This is a genomic window from Vibrio sp. 2-1-2a (genome assembly GCF_032648565.1).
GTDB classification, from domain to species: Bacteria; Pseudomonadota; Gammaproteobacteria; order Enterobacterales; family Vibrionaceae; genus Vibrio; species Vibrio diabolicus.
Genome location: NZ_WBOH01000004.1, coordinates 321,765 through 338,039, shown reverse-complemented (window position 1 = coordinate 338,039; position 16,275 = coordinate 321,765). Strand labels below are relative to the sequence as shown.

The 16,275-nt window shown below is 39.9% G+C and carries 17 protein-coding genes; 13 read left to right on the top strand and 4 right to left on the bottom strand.

Features of this window, described 5'->3' with window-relative positions:
* Positions 1–8 precede the first annotated feature (8 nt).
* The 10 genes from F7Y48_RS13340 to galU all read left to right on the top strand — a co-directional run bounded on the left by F7Y48_RS13340 (position 9) and on the right by galU (position 10,341).
* On the top strand, positions 9–1,220 hold the full coding sequence (locus F7Y48_RS13340) for a hypothetical protein (RefSeq protein WP_316684545.1): 1,212 nt from the start codon (positions 9–11) through the stop codon (positions 1,218–1,220).
* On the top strand, positions 1,213–1,683 hold the full coding sequence (locus F7Y48_RS13335) for a hypothetical protein (RefSeq protein WP_050554557.1): 471 nt from the start codon (positions 1,213–1,215) through the stop codon (positions 1,681–1,683). Before F7Y48_RS13340 ends, F7Y48_RS13335 begins: the two co-directional genes overlap by 8 nt.
* Positions 1,665–2,591, top strand: a complete 927-nt coding sequence (locus tag F7Y48_RS13330; protein ID WP_258507074.1) for a glycosyltransferase family 2 protein — start codon at positions 1,665–1,667, stop codon at positions 2,589–2,591. The genes F7Y48_RS13335 and F7Y48_RS13330 overlap by 19 nt, the downstream gene beginning before the upstream one ends.
* Before the next feature lie 19 nt (positions 2,592–2,610).
* Positions 2,611–3,789 (top strand): hypothetical protein, encoded by a 1,179-nt coding sequence (locus tag F7Y48_RS13325; RefSeq protein WP_258507073.1) that lies wholly within the window; start codon positions 2,611–2,613, stop codon positions 3,787–3,789.
* Positions 3,776–4,456, top strand: coding sequence for a WecB/TagA/CpsF family glycosyltransferase (locus tag F7Y48_RS13320; RefSeq protein WP_009698918.1), 681 nt, complete (start codon positions 3,776–3,778; stop codon positions 4,454–4,456). Before F7Y48_RS13325 ends, F7Y48_RS13320 begins: the two co-directional genes overlap by 14 nt.
* A complete protein-coding gene (locus F7Y48_RS13315) occupies positions 4,450–5,418 on the top strand; it encodes a UDP-glucose 4-epimerase family protein (RefSeq protein ID WP_410483273.1) in 969 nt (322 codons plus the stop codon). The genes F7Y48_RS13320 and F7Y48_RS13315 overlap by 7 nt, the downstream gene beginning before the upstream one ends.
* Positions 5,415–5,963 carry a sugar transferase gene (locus F7Y48_RS13310; RefSeq protein WP_020904315.1) on the top strand — a complete coding sequence of 183 codons (549 nt, stop codon included), beginning with the start codon at positions 5,415–5,417 and terminating at the stop codon, positions 5,961–5,963. The genes F7Y48_RS13315 and F7Y48_RS13310 overlap by 4 nt, the downstream gene beginning before the upstream one ends.
* Before the next feature lie 160 nt (positions 5,964–6,123).
* Positions 6,124–8,070, top strand: a complete 1,947-nt coding sequence (locus F7Y48_RS13305; RefSeq protein ID WP_258507071.1) for a polysaccharide biosynthesis protein — start codon at positions 6,124–6,126, stop codon at positions 8,068–8,070.
* Positions 8,071–8,226: 156 nt separating this feature from the next.
* Complete coding sequence (locus F7Y48_RS13300; RefSeq protein WP_258507070.1) at positions 8,227–9,393, top strand: nucleotide sugar dehydrogenase; 1,167 nt, start codon at positions 8,227–8,229, stop codon at positions 9,391–9,393.
* 69 nt (positions 9,394–9,462) lie between these two features.
* Complete coding sequence (gene galU / locus F7Y48_RS13295; protein WP_258507069.1) at positions 9,463–10,341, top strand: UTP--glucose-1-phosphate uridylyltransferase GalU; 879 nt, start codon at positions 9,463–9,465, stop codon at positions 10,339–10,341.
* A gap of 153 nt (positions 10,342–10,494) precedes the next feature.
* Here galU and F7Y48_RS13290 read toward each other — a convergent pair whose 3' ends face one another.
* Together F7Y48_RS13290 and tpiA are read right to left on the bottom strand one after the other, a co-directional pair.
* Positions 10,495–11,844, bottom strand: coding sequence for an MBL fold metallo-hydrolase RNA specificity domain-containing protein (locus F7Y48_RS13290; protein WP_258507068.1), 1,350 nt, complete (start codon positions 11,842–11,844; stop codon positions 10,495–10,497).
* A gap of 389 nt (positions 11,845–12,233) precedes the next feature.
* Positions 12,234–13,004, bottom strand: coding sequence for a triose-phosphate isomerase (tpiA, locus tag F7Y48_RS13285; RefSeq protein ID WP_316684530.1), 771 nt, complete (start codon positions 13,002–13,004; stop codon positions 12,234–12,236).
* Between the two features lie 269 nt (positions 13,005–13,273).
* Between tpiA and F7Y48_RS13280 the strand changes: the two genes are divergently transcribed.
* The 3 genes from F7Y48_RS13280 to F7Y48_RS13270 all read left to right on the top strand — a co-directional run bounded on the left by F7Y48_RS13280 (position 13,274) and on the right by F7Y48_RS13270 (position 14,936).
* Positions 13,274–13,621, top strand: a complete 348-nt coding sequence (locus F7Y48_RS13280) for a 5-carboxymethyl-2-hydroxymuconate Delta-isomerase (protein ID WP_005397960.1) — start codon at positions 13,274–13,276, stop codon at positions 13,619–13,621.
* A gap of 215 nt (positions 13,622–13,836) precedes the next feature.
* Entirely contained in the window at positions 13,837–14,259 is a 423-nt protein-coding gene (locus F7Y48_RS13275) for a DUF805 domain-containing protein (protein WP_258507066.1), read from the top strand.
* A gap of 383 nt (positions 14,260–14,642) precedes the next feature.
* The gene (locus F7Y48_RS13270) at positions 14,643–14,936 is read left to right on the top strand and encodes a GIY-YIG nuclease family protein (protein ID WP_309303515.1); all 294 of its coding nucleotides are present in this window, start codon (positions 14,643–14,645) and stop codon (positions 14,934–14,936) included.
* Here the strand turns inward: F7Y48_RS13270 and F7Y48_RS13265 are convergent.
* Both F7Y48_RS13265 and F7Y48_RS13260 read right to left on the bottom strand, forming a co-directional pair.
* A complete protein-coding gene (locus F7Y48_RS13265; protein WP_048626578.1) occupies positions 14,930–15,280 on the bottom strand; it encodes a DUF3135 domain-containing protein in 351 nt (116 codons plus the stop codon). The two genes, F7Y48_RS13270 and F7Y48_RS13265, sit on opposite strands and share 7 nt — an antisense overlap.
* 160 nt (positions 15,281–15,440) lie before the next feature.
* Complete coding sequence (locus F7Y48_RS13260; protein ID WP_258507064.1) at positions 15,441–16,061, bottom strand: helix-turn-helix transcriptional regulator; 621 nt, start codon at positions 16,059–16,061, stop codon at positions 15,441–15,443.
* Between the last annotated feature and the right edge of the window lie 214 nt (positions 16,062–16,275).

Below are 16,275 nucleotides of genomic sequence, written 5' to 3'. Positions count from 1 at the left end.
GGATTACCATGGTCTTTCGGGCGTTAGTCGTACTATTATTCACTCCCTGGATTATGAGTATTGAGCAGACTAGTAACTGGGTGACTTATCTAGCTATATATAACTTTGCGATACTCGCAGATTTAACATTTACCCCAACATTCTCTAGGTTTTATGCTTATTGTAGTGGTCAAGGTGAAAAATTTAACGATATAGATTATGGTGGCTTAGATTATATTCAGAAAAGATTTTTCCTGATTGTGTCAATTTTTGGGTTAGGTCTATCGTTGGTGTCAATTGTTTACGTTATAGGGGTAGTTTCGTACAGCAGTCTTATATTGTGTTCTTCTGTATTTATTACTCTATACACTGGACGTTACGTATCTGTTCTTGAAGGTTGTGGAAGTATTTTATATGTGCGACAAGTTATATTATGCCAAGTGATAGTTCAATGTTTAGGGTTGCTAATTTCAGTTGCTTTTGGTTTTGACTTTTTCCTTTTTGTATTATTCTACTATATGCCAGCATCGGTATCTTTTTTTCTATTAAGATCGGCTTCTAAACAGTATATTTCGGTATCAACTAGATTCAATATGGGAGTCGTGACAAAGTATCGGAAAGTATTGATTTCACAATCCTTAAAAGGCGCAATTAGCCTAATGAGCACAATAGGGACGATACAAGCATTAACACTCTTTAGTTCAGCGCATTACGAATCGTTGGGGTCAAATGTTATATATTCATTAATGCTAATACGTCAGATATCTAACTTTTGTCAAGTCCCATTTTATGTAAAAATACCGATGATGGCTACGTTGTATTCATCAGGGGAAGATAGGCTTCTTCTAAAAAAAGCTTTCAAGTTGGCTATAATTACGACAGGATTGTTACTTTCATTGGGGATGATTGTCCCAATAATTTCAGAAATGATAGACCTTTTGTTCAGCATTAGGTTGCCTGCATTATTCGGTTCATTCTGGATTTTGCTTGTGATCGCTTTTGTTTTCGAGAGAACTCTTGCTTTAGTTGCGCATTATTTTGCTTTAAGAAATATAATTTTGTGGCATCAAAGTGGACCATTGTTTATGCTCATTGTATTATCTTCTTTCTATGTTTTAAATATTAGTGACGTAGGTGTAAACTCACTTCCAATATCCCTATTTTTAGGTGGCCTATGTTCGTTATTTTATCTTGTGTTTAAAGGTAATCGAGCGAATAAGTTAGAGATTAAATATGATTAAAGAAATAGCATTAGAGTTTAAAGTAAATAAACAAATTAAGATAAAGTTTTTACTTCTTTTATTTAGACTATCAAAACTTAGAAGGAAAAACATATTATTCTCTATCTTGTTTTTTCCTTTTCATTTTTTATATCATTTTTATTCACAATACTTTATCTCACTTGAAATGCCAATTGACACAAATGTAGAGTCACCAATAATTATTTGGCACGGTTCTGGTGTTGTTATTAACCCATCTGCAACTATTGGAAAGTGGGTTGAGTTGAGAAATGGCGTTGTTATAGGCAACGATGGTGTAAATGATAAATGTCCCGTTATTTGTAACAGTGTTAGTATTGGGGCAAATGCAGTTATTATAGGCGATATAACAATTAACGATAGGGCTAAGATTGGTCCTTGTAGTTTTGTTAATTTCAATGTTGAATCTAGTGAAAAGGTGATAAATTGCACTGTAAGAAAGTAGGCTTATCCATAGTTACTTGCGTATATAATGGTTCTGAGTTTGTCAATAGTTATTTTGAAAAGCTGAAAGAGATACTATATCTTGTTGAGCGAGTAATAATTGTAGATGATGGTTCTAACGATGATACTGCACTAAAACTAAACGACAATAAAATTGGGTTAGAAAGTAAAGTTAAAATAGAAACAAAGAAAAACACAGGTTTGCCAGATAGTAGAAATGTTGGTTTGGATCTTGTTGATTCGGATTACGTTATATTTTTAGATATAGATGATTATATTTGTCCTCGTGGACTAGAAAGGGCTTTAGAATACCTGTCATTCAATAATGTTGATTTTATTTATGGAGATGTAAAATACTTTTCTAATGAAAAGTCGTCATGCGTTAATAATGTTGTTTCTCAATTAAAAAAATTAAAACAACCTAACTTTTCAAACTTAAAAGAGAAAATATTTTACAATAACTATTTGGTCACTCCCGGTGCTTGTATTTTTTCAGTGAAGAAGGCAAAAGATATTAGGTTTGATCCAAGCTTGTCTTTGGGTGAAGATTGGGACTTTTTTTCAAGGCTAATTCCATTTTCTTCTGGAGCATATGTTTCTGAATATCAAGTTAACTACTTTGTTTACAGCAAATCAATGAGTTCGACCTTATTTAAAGATAAGAATAAAGTTAAGTTGCTAAAATCTAAGATGGTTGCTAATTTTTCAAATGTTAGTGGTGAAAACGTAAATCAATACTCTCAATTTTTAGAATTGAATTTTGAATATTTCTTTTTGAAAAAATCCTTGCATTCGCGTTCTTTGTTCGAGGTTTTTAATAAGCTATTCCATTTGTACTTTAGTGGTTCTAATAATTATGGCTTTAAAACTATAAACTCCATCAAGCTTTTGTTGATGAGAATCATTTAGTTAGTATTTTGGTATTAATGTGTTTAAGCTATCTAGGTCTCAGAGCAAACTTCTTTTATTCCTAATTCCAGCTTTCTCTTTTCCACTTGTGGATGTAGGTTTTGGAACGGTTGCTATTTATGTTGTTGGGGTTATTACTTCTTTTTCTTTCGTTGTTTCCGGTGGAGGTTTGCAAGTTAGGACTTGGGAATTAATTTTTTTCTCAGCGTCCTTACTTTTTTTGTGTGTTTCATTACTTATCCAAAATAGTGCTACGTTTCATTATGACGCAGTTGACAATAACTATATTTTCCGAATAGGAGTATTTTTTTGTTATTTCTATCTCACGCGTTGCTATATTGTCAATAACTATTCTTCAAGATCTAAAGCTTTGGAAGACTTTACTCGTGTATTGTTTACTCTACTTGTTCTCTCTTTATTATTTGAGTATACACTTAGAGGGTTTTCTTTGCAGAGTTTTCTTTATCTATACAAAGCTAGACAAGATTTGGGTGGTATAGACTCTGTTCATTATAATCGTTTCTCAGGGTTTACAAGTTTTCCTGGTGATCTTGCTGCTATAATTGTTCTTTGCTTTGTTTGTTCTCACTCTATTAAGTCAAGTAAGATTACACTTGCTGTTTTATTTTTAATGTTAATGTTAACACAAAGTAAAGCTGGTCTAATTTTGCTTTTGGGTTATTACTTAGTTAAAAGTATTACTAAGTTTAGTATGAGTGGCGTGCTTGCAGTCTCTGTAATTACGGCCTTTAGCATATTTCTGGTTCATTACTTCGAGTTAGAGTATTTTATTAAATTCCTAGACAACTTAGATCATTACGCACTGAGGTCTAAACGAGCACAAGAAATGTTTTTCTTTCTGGAATCGTCTTGGGTAGAAATATTTTTTGGAAATTTTAAATTAGACACTATGTACTTTGAATCAGAGCTATTTTCAACACTCAATCGAAACGGTGTTTTTGGGAGTTTATGGTTTTTTATAGTACTATTTTCTTCTATTGTTTTTTATTTCAAAACTCGTAATGAACAACGAAAGAATCTGTTGTTGTTTTTGTTGATGTTTTTGGGTTTTTACTGTTTTCTTTCGGCAGGATTTAGTCGTTCAAAAATTGGTTTGATTTATATTATGTATATTTCAATTCTTTTTTTTGAAAATCATAGTGCAAATCATAGAAGGTTTTGTGATGAAGATAACTAATTTTGATATTAACTGTCTCGAAGTTGTTGGCGAGTATAAGTTGTTCACGTTTGTTAACCCTTTCTCTTATTACGTGTTGCAAAGAGAGTGTGTTGACTCTCATTTTGAAATATTCGCTGATGGTATATTAATGGTAAAATTACATAATATGTTCTCGGATCATAAAATAAAGAGGTTTAGCTTCGATTTTACGTCGTTAGCTAATGAGGTTTTAAATCATTGTTCAAAAAATAGTTTTAAAGTGGCTTTAGTCGGAGGCAGTGAAACGGAAATATCACTTGCTCAAAAAGTAATATCGCGCAGATTTCCAAAGCTTGATACGTTTGCTCATCACGGATATTTCCGAGGAAGAGAAGCAGAACTGAGAGAGAGTCTAAAACAGTATCAGCCTGATGTTATAATTTGTGGTATGGGAACTCCTCTACAGGAAAAGTTTTTACTAGAATTTTCTCCAAATTTACCATCATTGAAGTTTGGTTTTACATGTGGCGGTTTTTTGAGTCAAATTTCTGCCAATGAAAATTACTTTCATCCATTTTTTGATAAACTTCATTTGCGTTGGTTACAGAGGTTCTTTAGACATGGTTATGTTAGAAGAAGACTCTTATGTGACTATCCTGTTTTTACTATTAGGTATATCTTGGAGAAGGTTTCTAAAAAATTATGATTTTAATTACAGGTTCTAATGGTTTTTTGGGAAAACACCTTACTTCTAGACTTAGCTCTGAATCGCTATCCCTCTTGGATCGGGGGCCGAATCGTACAAATCATTCATCTAATATTAGGTTTTCCTGTGCTGAAATAAATAGTCATTCGGACTTTACTGAGGCCCTATTTGGCTGTAATACCGTAATCCACTGTGCGGCTAGAGTTCACATTATGGATGATTCAAGCGACAATCCACTTGCTTGTTATAGAGAGGTAAACACTTTAGGTACAATTAATTTGGCTAGGCAAGCAGTAAAGGCCGGTGTACAGCGGTTTGTTTTTGTTAGCTCTATAAAGGTAAATGGAGAGCAGACCCAACCAGGGCACCCTTTTTCTTTCTTAGACCGTCACCAGTTTGAAGATTATTATGGACAATCGAAATTTGAAGCAGAATTGGCACTAAAAGACTTGGCCATCAAATCTGGTCTTGAGGTGGTAATCATTCGGCCAACATTAGTTTATGGTCCCGGCGTTAAAGCCAATTTTGCCTCATTAATGAATCTGGTATCAAAAGGTATTCCACTTCCTTTTGGATGTATCAAGAATAACAAGCGCAGTTTAGTTTCGGTAGATAATTTAGTTGATTTAATTGTCACCTGTATTGACCACCCGAATGCAGCCAATGAAGTTTTTTTGGTGTCAGATGATCATGATGTCTCCACCTATGAAATGGTGCGTCATATGGCTCAAGCGCTAGGCAAACCCACTTGGCAGTTGCCTGTTCCTGTTTGGTGTTACAACTTGGCTGGTAAAGTATTCAATAAATCGGATGTCGTAGATAGATTAACAGGCTCTTTACAAGTCGATATTTCACACACCAAAGAAACGTTAGGTTGGGTACCGCCCCAATCTCTACAAGAGGGCTTTAAGCAAACAGCCGAAGCCTTTCTTCAATCAAAGAAAAGGAGTGGTAAAGCATGATCCGTTTAATTGATTTTCTAGCTGCCTTTTTCGGTTTGCTTTTTTTGTGGCCAGTATTGCTCATTGTTACCATTATTGGCCTGTTTGATACAGGCTCACCAATTTTTGTTCAAGAGCGTGTTGGGCGTAATAAAAGGCCGTTTAAGCTGATCAAGTTTCGTACTATGTCGGTGGAAACTAAGTCAGTTGCGAGCCATTTAGCGAGCAACGCATCTATTACTAAGCTTGGTTCTTTTCTGCGTAAAACAAAGATTGATGAATTACCGCAGCTCATTAATGTTTTGAAAGGTGAAATGAGTCTTGTGGGACCTCGTCCAAACTTGTTTAACCAGCACGAGCTGATCATTGAGCGCGACGCGCTTGGTGTTTATGATGTGTTACCGGGAGTCACCGGTCTGGCTCAAGTTCAAAATATCGACATGTCCACACCAAGTTTATTAGCAAAAACTGATAAAAAAATGATCGATACATTAACACTAAAAGATTATTTCAAGTATATCATGATGACCGCAACAGGGAGTGGTTCTGGTGATGCGGTAAAGTAGGAAGCAGAAAAGTGCTATGATGGAGCGGTGGCAGACGTTCTTTTGCGTTTTATTGTATCTATCTCTTACTATTCGTGTTCGCCTCTATTCCGGTGAGAGTTCTGTTTTCGTGTTAAACTAACGCATGCTATCTCCGATAAAACCACACACAAGAATTATTATGCAACGTCTACAATTTATATGGCAACTTTCTCGAACTAACAAAAGAATTGTTAGTGTATTGATCGATATAATATTGATCTTTATGGCTTTTCATTTGGCAATCTTAGTTCGTTCTGGAGAAACCAACTATTTCACTTATCCTGAAGTTTGGGGAATTCAAATTGGGGTAACAGTAGTTACGATCGCTGTTTTTGCTCGGTTAGGGCTCTACAGAGCAGTGCTTCGCTACTTAACTTTTCAAGCTCTGTTTGTGGTGACTACTGGTGCTATCATATCAGCAACACTTGTAGCAGCTTTAAGTTTCTACATGAGTGACCCGTTTCCTAGAACTGTTCCTATTATCTATGGTGCATTTCTTGCTCTTTTTTGTGGAGGCCCCCGTGTTATTGTTCGATCTTTGATTGCACAGAGCTACTCTACACAGAGCAAAGAGGTTCTTATTTATGGTGCGGGCTCCGGTGGTCGACAACTCGCAATGGCATTGAGAAGTTGTGGGGACTATCGTGTAAGGGCTTTTATTGACGGCGATTCAACATTGTGCAATACCATGATTTTAGGCTTACCTGTTATTGCCATTGAAGATGCGATGCCTATCATCAATAAATACGATGTTTCTCAAGTCTTACTAGCTGTACCTAGTGCTAAACGTTCACGACGTAAAGTCATCCTTGATGAACTTGCTAAGTTACCTGTTGAAGTACTCACGGTCCCAGATATGACAGACATTGTCTCTGGGAAAGCCAAAATTGATGAGCTTAAGGATGTCGCGATTGAGGATTTACTTGGGAGAGATCCAGTCGCTCCTCAACAAGTATTGTTAGAAGCGAATATCAAAGACAAAGTGGTCATGGTGACAGGTGCCGGTGGTTCTATTGGCTCTGAATTGTGTCGTCAAATCGTGGAGCAGTCTCCTAAGTCTATTATTTTATTTGAATTGTCTGAGTTTGGTCTATATCAGATCGATCGCGAACTAAATCAACTTAAGATTGAAAAAGGGCTCACTTGCGACATTATTCCTTTGTTGGGTTCTGTTCAACGTCAACATCGTCTAGAAACGACAATGTCTTCTTTTAAAGTTCAAACGGTATATCACGCAGCAGCATATAAACACGTTCCATTAGTCGAATTTAACGTAATTGAAGGTGTGCGTAATAATATTTATGGGACTTATTATACTGCGTGCGCGGCGATTAAAGCTGGTGTTGAATCATTTGTCTTGATCTCTACCGACAAAGCTGTTCGTCCGACTAACGTAATGGGCGCAACCAAACGAATGGCAGAACTTGGCCTACAGGCTCTTGCTGATCAAGAAAATGCAAAACCAAATGGTACGCGATTTTGCATGGTACGATTTGGTAATGTTCTGGGCTCTTCTGGCTCAGTTATTCCCGTATTTAAAAAGCAAATTGCATCTGGTGGGCCAGTAACGGTTACTCACCCGGAAATCACTCGTTTCTTCATGACGATTCCAGAGGCGGCACAGTTAGTCATTCAAGCTGGTGCTATGGGGAAAGGTGGGGATGTATTTGTTTTGGACATGGGAGAGTCAGTAAAAATTACAGACTTAGCGTGTAATCTTATTCAGCTATCTGGTCTTGAAGTAAAATCTGAGGCTAATCCTCATGGTGATATTGAGATTCAATTCTCAGGACTTCGACCTGGTGAGAAACTGTATGAAGAGTTGCTTATTGGCGACAGTGTAAAACAAACAGCGCATGAGCGAATTATGACTGCTCATGAGGTTCATTTACCTTTAAAAGAGTACGAACTATTGTTGAACGATCTCGATTTCGCCTGCCATAGTATGGATCACGAAAATATCCGCACATTACTATTAAATGCTCCTACAGGGTTTAATCCTACGGATGGCATTGGTGACTTAGTCTGGAGTCATAACCAATTGGAGTTAAATCTGGTTGATTCAGAGCTAGTTGTAAACGAATAGATTTAAATGGATACTTAGTGTCCATTTCGCTTTATTATGTTGAATGGTTTGATGTCGCTCAACTCCAAATAACAAACATATATAGATTGTTTAAGAGCTGTATTGTTTAATTCTAATCTTTTTCAGAAGTGTAACTCTTAGGGTTGGGGTAAAATTATGAAAATTGCTGTCGCTGGTACCGGCTATGTTGGGCTTTCTAACGCTATGTTGTTAGCTCAAAACCATGAAGTGGTTGCACTAGATATTGTTCCTGAAAAAGTTGAATTGCTAAACAAAAAACAATCTCCAATTGTTGATGCAGAGATTGAACATTTCCTTGAAAACAGGGAACTAAACTTCATAGCAACAACCGATAAGCAGAAAGCTTATCAAAGTGCAGAATACGTTGTGATCGCAACGCCAACGGATTATGACTCAGTTACGCATTACTTCAATACTTCTTCTGTTGAAGCGGTGATTAAAGATGTTATGTCTATCAATCCTGATGCAGTAATGGTGATTAAGTCTACTGTTCCTGTTGGCTATACTGCTCGCATTAAGGAAGAGTTGGGGTGTGAGAATGTCATCTTCTCTCCTGAGTTCTTGCGAGAGGGCAAAGCGCTTTACGATAACCTTCACCCATCACGTATCATTGTTGGTGAGCGCAGTGAACGTGCCGAAGTGTTTGCTAACTTGCTGTTGGAGGGGGCTGTAAAAGAAGACATCCAAGTCTTATTTACAGACTCGACAGAAGCTGAGGCAGTGAAACTTTTCTCCAACACCTACCTTGCTATGCGTGTAGCATACTTTAATGAGCTAGATTCTTACGCAGAAGCTCATGGCTTGGATGCTCGTCAGATCATTGAAGGTGTTGGCTTAGATCCTCGTATCGGTAATCATTACAACAACCCATCATTTGGTTACGGTGGTTACTGCTTACCAAAAGACACTAAACAGCTTTTAGCCAATTACCAAGATGTACCAAACAACATCATTGGTGCGATTGTTGATGCTAACCGTACTCGTAAAGACTTTGTGGCTGAAGCTATTCTTAAGCGCGAACCAAAAGTTGTCGGTATTTACCGTTTAATCATGAAGGCGGGATCGGATAACTTCCGTGCTTCCTCTATTCAAGGCATCATGAAGCGCATCAAGGCGAAAGGTGTTGAGGTCGTAGTTTACGAACCAGTGCTCAAAGAAGAAGATTTTTTTAACTCTCGAGTGATTAAAAACCTGAATGAGTTCAAACAAAGTGCGGATGTGATTGTTTCTAACCGTATGGTGGAAGAGTTAGCTGATGTAGCGGATAAAGTTTACACGCGTGACTTGTTTGGTAGTGATTAAATTTTTAGTATAACGATAATATATGGCTCTCATGCATGAGGGCCTTTTTTACAGTTGGTGAATTTAAAAATGATTAAAAAATGTCTTTTCCCTGCAGCGGGTTACGGTACTCGTTTCCTACCTGCAACAAAATCTATGCCGAAAGAAATGATGCCGGTAGTTAACAAGCCATTGATTGAATATGGTGTTGAAGAAGCGATTGAAGCTGGCATGGATGGCATGTGCATTGTCACCGGTCGTGGCAAACACTCTTTGATGGATCACTTCGATAAAAACTATGAGTTGGAACATCAAATTTCAGGAACAAGCAAAGAAGCACTGTTGGACGATATCCGTTCTTTGATTGATTCAGCGAGTTACACATATATCCGTCAGCGTGAGATGAAAGGTCTTGGTCATGCTATCTTGACTGGTCGTGAGTTGGTGGGTGATGAACCATTTGCTGTTGTACTAGCAGATGACCTCTGTGTGAATGAAGAGCAGGGCGTATTAGCGCAAATGGTTGAGCTGTACAAGCAGTTCCGTTGCTCTATTGTTGCGGTTCAAGAAGTTCCAGAAACTGAAACCCATAAATATGGTGTGATTGCTGGTGAGATGATCAAAGATGACATCTTCCGTATTGACAGCATGGTAGAAAAGCCTGAGCCAGGTACAGCACCAAGTAACTTAGCAATTATTGGTCGCTATATCTTAACGCCAGATATTTTTGATCTTATCGAAAATACAGAACCAGGCAAAGGTGGAGAAATCCAAATCACTGACGCATTGATGCAACAAGCGCAATCTGGTTGTGTTATTGCTTACAAATTTAGAGGTCAGCGTTTTGACTGCGGCAGTGTAGAAGGTTACATCGAGGCGACAAACTACTGCTACGAAAACCTATACAAAAAAGCGTCTAGTGCTGAGCTTGCTAAAACACCAACCGTAAAGGTTGCTGAACCAGCATAGTTTTTCAGTCTCGTTACTAACGTGCTTTATCATAGCTTTCTGACGTACAGAACTTAGTTAAAGCACGTTGATATTCAAATTTTTATGCTGTTTTAACTCATTAACAATAAGTAAGAACTAGGTTGTATCGTTCTAATGTCGACTGATATTAGTTTAACAAACCACCTCAATTCCCTCTGCTTCCAACTTCTCTCCTAACTCTTTTTTTGCTTCTTTCTCTCCATGTATCAAATGCACGGCTTTTGGTTGTGTTGGAATCCCAGTAACAAACTTCAATAAATCGCTTTGGTCTGCATGTGCAGAATAACCAGAGATGGTATGGATCTGCGCGTTGGCTTCGATTGGTTGGTTATCGATATCCACCGTGTGGCTGCCTGATTGGATTTCTTGACCTAAGGTTCCTTGCGCTTGATAGCCCGCAAACAACACATCATTTCTTCCGTCTGGCAAGAGTGCTTTTAAGTAATTGACGATTCTTCCTCCTTCGCACATACCGGATGCCGCGACGACAATTGCAGGCTCATCGGTGGAGGCTAGTCGATTCACTAATGCTTGATGTTCTCGATGGTTTTCCACGGTAATGCATTGTTCAAAAGCGAGGGGATGACGATGGTTGTTGAGCTTTTGCTTTGCTTCTTTTCCCCACAGTTTTTTGAAACGCCGGTAGGTCTTCGTGACTCTTTTCGCGAGCGGAGAGTCTAAGATAATTGGCAAAGAAGACGACAAGTCGCGTTGGTGAATCAGCTGTTCAATATCGAATAACAGTTCCTGCGTACGTCCTACGCTGAAAGCTGGGATCAGAATTACGCCACCGTCTTGCAGTGCGTGATCGATAATGGTGTTCAAGCGCTCAGTTCGAGTGGCAATGTCTTCATGCTCTTTGTTGCCGTATGTGGACTCTATGAACAAATAGTCGGCACGCTTTGGCGGCTTTGGATCGGGTAAGAGCGGGGGATTGGACGGACCTAGATCGCCGGAAAGCACGATGATTTCATTATTGGGGAGTTTGAATTCTACGTAAGCAGAACCAAGAATGTGTCCTGCAGGTTGAAAGCGTAGGTAACATTGTTTGCCAAGTGGCAGCCATTGCTGGTAGTCATGGAGTCTTAGCTGTTTTTTAATGACATTGAGGACTTGCTGACGCTGATGGAAGTTCAAACCCAGTTGCAGCTTTAATCCATCTTCTAACATGAGCGGTACCAGTTCGGCTGTTGCTTTGGTGCAGTAGATGGGGCCTTTAAATCCAGCACCCAGTAACCAAGGTAGGCGTCCAATATGGTCGATATGAGCATGAGTCAGGACTAATGCTTTGATGTGTTTAACCGGAAACTCAATATCCAGTGATGCCTTGCGATTACCAAAATGGATGTCTTTGCCTTGAAAGAGTCCGCAATCGATCAAGATGCTGCCGTGTGGCAGTTTCAATTCATGACAAGAGCCTGTGACGGTATGTTTCCCACCATGGTGAATCACACTGGCGATATCTGATATTGGTGTTGTCATGTCGATTGTTCCTCCTTGAACAAGCATAGGTCAATACTAAATCTAGAGGGTAGGGTAAGTGAATAGAGTTCGTTGGTTGGATTGAATTAAGTAGGAATAACTGGAAGTGCGATTAGGTTCTTTGTTTTGATGTAAGGTGTTTTTCGTTACTTAACTTTGGGTTTGACACATGCGGAGAGTAGATTCCTGATGTCGCTTAGACTCCTCGGAATGACGGGATTCCTATAGGTTATGTCTGTTGTTTTGCTGGTTTGATTTGAGTGCGTGCGGAGAGTAGATTCCTAATGTCGTTGAGCTCCTTGGAGTGACAAAACTCATTAGATCGTAAGCAAACAAAAAGGGATGCATGATGCATCCCTTTGTTATTTTTACTCTGAGTAAAAACGAGATTAGGCTTTTGCTTTTGCCGCTGCTTTAGCGATTGCTGCGAAGCTCTTAGCGTCTAGAGAAGCGCCGCCAACTAGAGCACCGTCGATGTCTGGTTGTGAGAAGTAAGCTTCAGCGTTTTCTGGCTTAACAGAACCGCCGTATTGGATGATTACTTGTGCTGCAACTGCTTCGTCTTTCGCAGCGATTAGTGCGCGGATAGAAGCGTGGATGCGTTGTGCATCTTCAGCTGTTGCTGCTTTACCAGTACCGATGGCCCAGATTGGTTCGTAAGCGATGATTGCGCCGTTTAGAGCTTCAACACCGTAAGTGTCGATAACTGCGTTGATTTGACGTGCACATACAGCTTCAGTTTCGCCAGCTTCGTTTTGCGCTTCAGATTCACCGATACAGAAAACAGGTGTTAGGCCGTTTTCTTTTAGGAAGTTGAATTTCTTAGCGATAAACTCGTCAGATTCGTAGTGGTATTCACGACGCTCTGAGTGACCGATGATGATGTGAGTAGCACCGAAATCTTTCAGCATTTCTGGAGACATATCGCCAGTGAACGCACCGCTGTTGTTTAGGTCAGTGTTTTGAGCACCTAGGATGATCTTGTTACCGCCTTCAGCGATTACGCGCTCTGCTAGGTCGATGTAAAGTGCTGGTGGAGCGACTGCTACGTCAACACCTTCAACGCCTTCAAGCTCAGCGTTAAGACCAGTTAGCAGCTCAGTTACCATTGCTTTGCTGCCGTTTAGTTTCCAGTTACCCATCACTACAGGACGACGCATAGGAATATCTCCCTTATCTTTAATGTAAATAGTCAATTAATGTAAAAAATCTACGTAGGAATATAACAGAATAATGTGAACAGATCATGATTGGCGTCATGTCTTGTCCGGCTTTCTTTACTGATTCGACCAAGCAGCGATCCTGTTATTTTTGTCAAAAGCAATCGATTGGTGATCACGTAGACAGAATGATAGTTCATTCCTCGGAAATTGCTGCTGAGATTGGTATTACTACGCGCTGGAATTAATTGTTGTAGAAAGGAATCAAAATGCCAAATCTCGTTTTAGAGTATTCAAACTCGGTTGAAGAACGTGTCAATGTTCAGGGGTTGCTGGAGGATTTACATAAAACGGCGTTAGAGAGTGGTCTTTTTGAGCTCGCGTCAGTGAAATCTAGAACGCTCCGGTGCCACAATTGGTTAATTGGAGAAGAGGGCGATAGCCTCGACTTTATCCATATCAACTTTGATTTGCTATCTGGCCGTTCCCAAGAGCAGAAGCGAGAACTGTCACGAGCCTTGATGGCGACACTTCAAGAGCAAGCCAGTCACGTGCACAGCTTAACGGTCAACATCCGAGACATGGATGTAGACAGCTTCCAGAAGGTAGTGAATTAGGTTGAACAGAGTTTCTTGAGAATAACGAGTAGGGTTAAGCATCGCGAGATGCAAGGGAACTGAAAGCTAATAGGCCTTATCGAGTGTTTATCGTTGCTTGAGCTTAGTCTCTCTGCTTGTTAGAACGGCGTTGTTGGCGCTTACACTGCAGGTGTACTTTCCAAACCATATCGACTCGGCTAATCTATAACCTTTCTATTTTGGGGTAAAATTTGATGTCGACTAAAGAGTTACTGTTTTCTTTTCAAGGACGTATAAACCGTAAAACCTACTGGATTTGGAACGTCATTTACTATGTCTCTATTCTAGGTTTTGGTGCTGGAATCAGTAAGCTATTTCCTACTTTCTCCTATTTACTTCTCCCTATTTTCTTGGTGGTTTTGTTAATCCCTGATTTGGCGATCACCACCAAGCGTTGGCATGACCGCAACAAATCAATCTATTGGCTAGCACTGAATATTCCGCTGATTATCGGACGAATCGCTACGCCAATGACCAGCCCTGTTGCACAAGAGCCGTCGACACCGCAAATGTTCGTTGCATCCATTTCTCTGATTTGTGGTTTATGGATTCTAATTGAATGTGGCTTCTTAAAAGGAACATCAGGACCAAACCAATATGGCCCTGAGCCTGAGTAATTGCTCCAAGTATCACGCTTGCTGAAAGTAGATTCTGAGTCTCGCTAAGGCTCGCTAGAATGATGAACTCCTTTGATCTAGAGCTTACTATAGTGACGGTCATTCTGAACAGTGAGGTACGAGCGTGATTCAGAATCTATCGTCCGCTTGAGCAGTAGCTAAGGTGAGTGGGAAAGAATAGGAGTTTGCTGTTACCAGATCCTTAGTCTCGCTAAAGCTCGATAGAGTGACGAGCTCTTGTGATTTAGAGGCAGTTAAACTCACCGTCATTCTGAACAGCGAGGGACGAGTGTGATTCAGAATCTACGCACAGAGCGCTCCGAGTTTGAACTGAGCGATTGAATTACAATGGAAAAGTAACAGCGAATCATGAAGGAGAATGAATCATCGATAGGACACCTTGCGTTTATATCCTAACGTCAAACAACAACGCCGTTCTTTACATTGGTGTTACCAGTCAGCTGCCTCAAAGAATATGGCAGCATAAAAACGGAGTAGTTGAGGGATTTACCAAGAAATACAACGTTCATAAGCTCGTTTACTTTGAGTTATTCGACGATATGGCTACTGCTATAAATCGAGAGAAGCAGCTCAAACAGTGGAAGCGTGAGTGGAAGTTAGCCTTGGTAAGAGAAACGACCCCTAACTTTCTCGAGCTGTCTGCTGAGTATCAGTAAAAATCATCCCTACCTTTAAATGCCTCTAAGCTAACCACATCCGCTTTTTGAGTCGGTGCCGTTTCCCCTTGTAGCGCCGCTCTGAACTTCACGACCTGTTTTTGTAATTCGTTCATCAATACCACATTGGTGTGGTGAGGGTTTTTACACGTGCTGATGACCCTATCGATGTGGCTTTGCTGAGCCCACAGCCTTTCTTGCATGTTTTCTGATGCGCTTTCGATCATCTCTTTTGCCATTTCATGACGAAATTGCTCAAAAGCTTCTGGGTCTCGCTCAGCCATTCGAACCATTTCATCGAATGGCGGAAGCGTTTGAGAAGGGTAGTGACGTAGAGTAGACATCGATGCTCTCCAAATCCTTATGGAAATTGCCTTTAGTTACTAAAAGCCTATACCACTAGAAAGAAGTGAGAGGATGAATTCTTCAGCCGTCTCACTTATAAGAGAAGCTTTCAAGCTTGAGATTGAATAAGAGCGACATGTCGATGTTGGGTTGTGGTGGTTACTGCAGTTGTTGGATGCGGTACACGCAGCGTCTTTGACCGCTGATGATATGCTCGGTGCGCTCTATTTTGGTGTCACGTCCAAGCAAAGACTGAAAGACGCTCAATTCCGATTGGCACAAGCTTGGGCAGCGAGTTGCGGCTTTACAAATCGGACAGTGATTTTCGATCAAGATAAATCCGTTCTCATCTTGCTCGAGCTCTGCCATATAGCCTTCTTGCTCTCTTAATGTGACGAGTGTTTCTAGTTTGCTTTGCAGAGAGTCGCATTGCTCAAGATGCTGCCGATAACTTTGTAACGTGAGTTTTTCCCTTTCTGATGTGACTTTTTCCAGTCCATCTTTGCCAAAAATATGTTCGACAGCTTCTATAAACTGAATGGTCAACTCACCGTGACGGTCAGCAAATTGCTCATGACCTTTTTGAGTGAGAGACCAATGGCGAGCGGGGCGACCCACTTTGACTTTGACGTCATGAATAGACAGGATGCCATCATCTTCTAAACTCTGCAGGTGCTGACGCGCCCCCATGGTTGTCATACCTAGCTCAGAAGAGAGTTGTTTTGCAGTGACGGAACCATCACGCTTAACGATTTGCAATATCCTATCTACGGTCTTCATATACCCACCATTTATACGTCAGTACATATTATGCGCGATAGGGTTAGTAAAGAAAAGTGTTGACTTAGTTTGAGTGGGGATCTGTTGGGTCTATGTTCATGCGAACCAATATACGTCGTCATTCTGAACAGCGAGGAACTAGGTGATTCAGAATCTATCGTCCGATTGTGCAGCGGTTAAGGCGAGCAGGAAAGAATAGGAGCTTGTTACTACT

Coding starts and splice junctions, on each gene's coding strand:
- F7Y48_RS13340 (WP_316684545.1), top strand. CDS start 9: ATGGTCTTTCGGGCGTTAGTCGTACTATTATTCACTCCCTGGATTATG.
- F7Y48_RS13335 (WP_050554557.1), top strand. CDS start 1,213: ATGATTAAAGAAATAGCATTAGAGTTTAAAGTAAATAAACAAATTAAG.
- F7Y48_RS13320 (WP_009698918.1), top strand. CDS start 3,776: ATGAAGATAACTAATTTTGATATTAACTGTCTCGAAGTTGTTGGCGAG.
- F7Y48_RS13310 (WP_020904315.1), top strand. CDS start 5,415: ATGATCCGTTTAATTGATTTTCTAGCTGCCTTTTTCGGTTTGCTTTTT.
- F7Y48_RS13305 (WP_258507071.1), top strand. CDS start 6,124: ATGCAACGTCTACAATTTATATGGCAACTTTCTCGAACTAACAAAAGA.
- F7Y48_RS13300 (WP_258507070.1), top strand. CDS start 8,227: ATGAAAATTGCTGTCGCTGGTACCGGCTATGTTGGGCTTTCTAACGCT.
- galU (WP_258507069.1), top strand. CDS start 9,463: ATGATTAAAAAATGTCTTTTCCCTGCAGCGGGTTACGGTACTCGTTTC.
- F7Y48_RS13290 (WP_258507068.1), bottom strand. CDS start 11,844: ATGACAACACCAATATCAGATATCGCCAGTGTGATTCACCATGGTGGG.
- tpiA (WP_316684530.1), bottom strand. CDS start 13,004: ATGCGTCGTCCTGTAGTGATGGGTAACTGGAAACTAAACGGCAGCAAA.
- F7Y48_RS13280 (WP_005397960.1), top strand. CDS start 13,274: ATGCCAAATCTCGTTTTAGAGTATTCAAACTCGGTTGAAGAACGTGTC.
- F7Y48_RS13275 (WP_258507066.1), top strand. CDS start 13,837: ATGTCGACTAAAGAGTTACTGTTTTCTTTTCAAGGACGTATAAACCGT.
- F7Y48_RS13265 (WP_048626578.1), bottom strand. CDS start 15,280: ATGTCTACTCTACGTCACTACCCTTCTCAAACGCTTCCGCCATTCGAT.
- F7Y48_RS13260 (WP_258507064.1), bottom strand. CDS start 16,061: ATGAAGACCGTAGATAGGATATTGCAAATCGTTAAGCGTGATGGTTCC.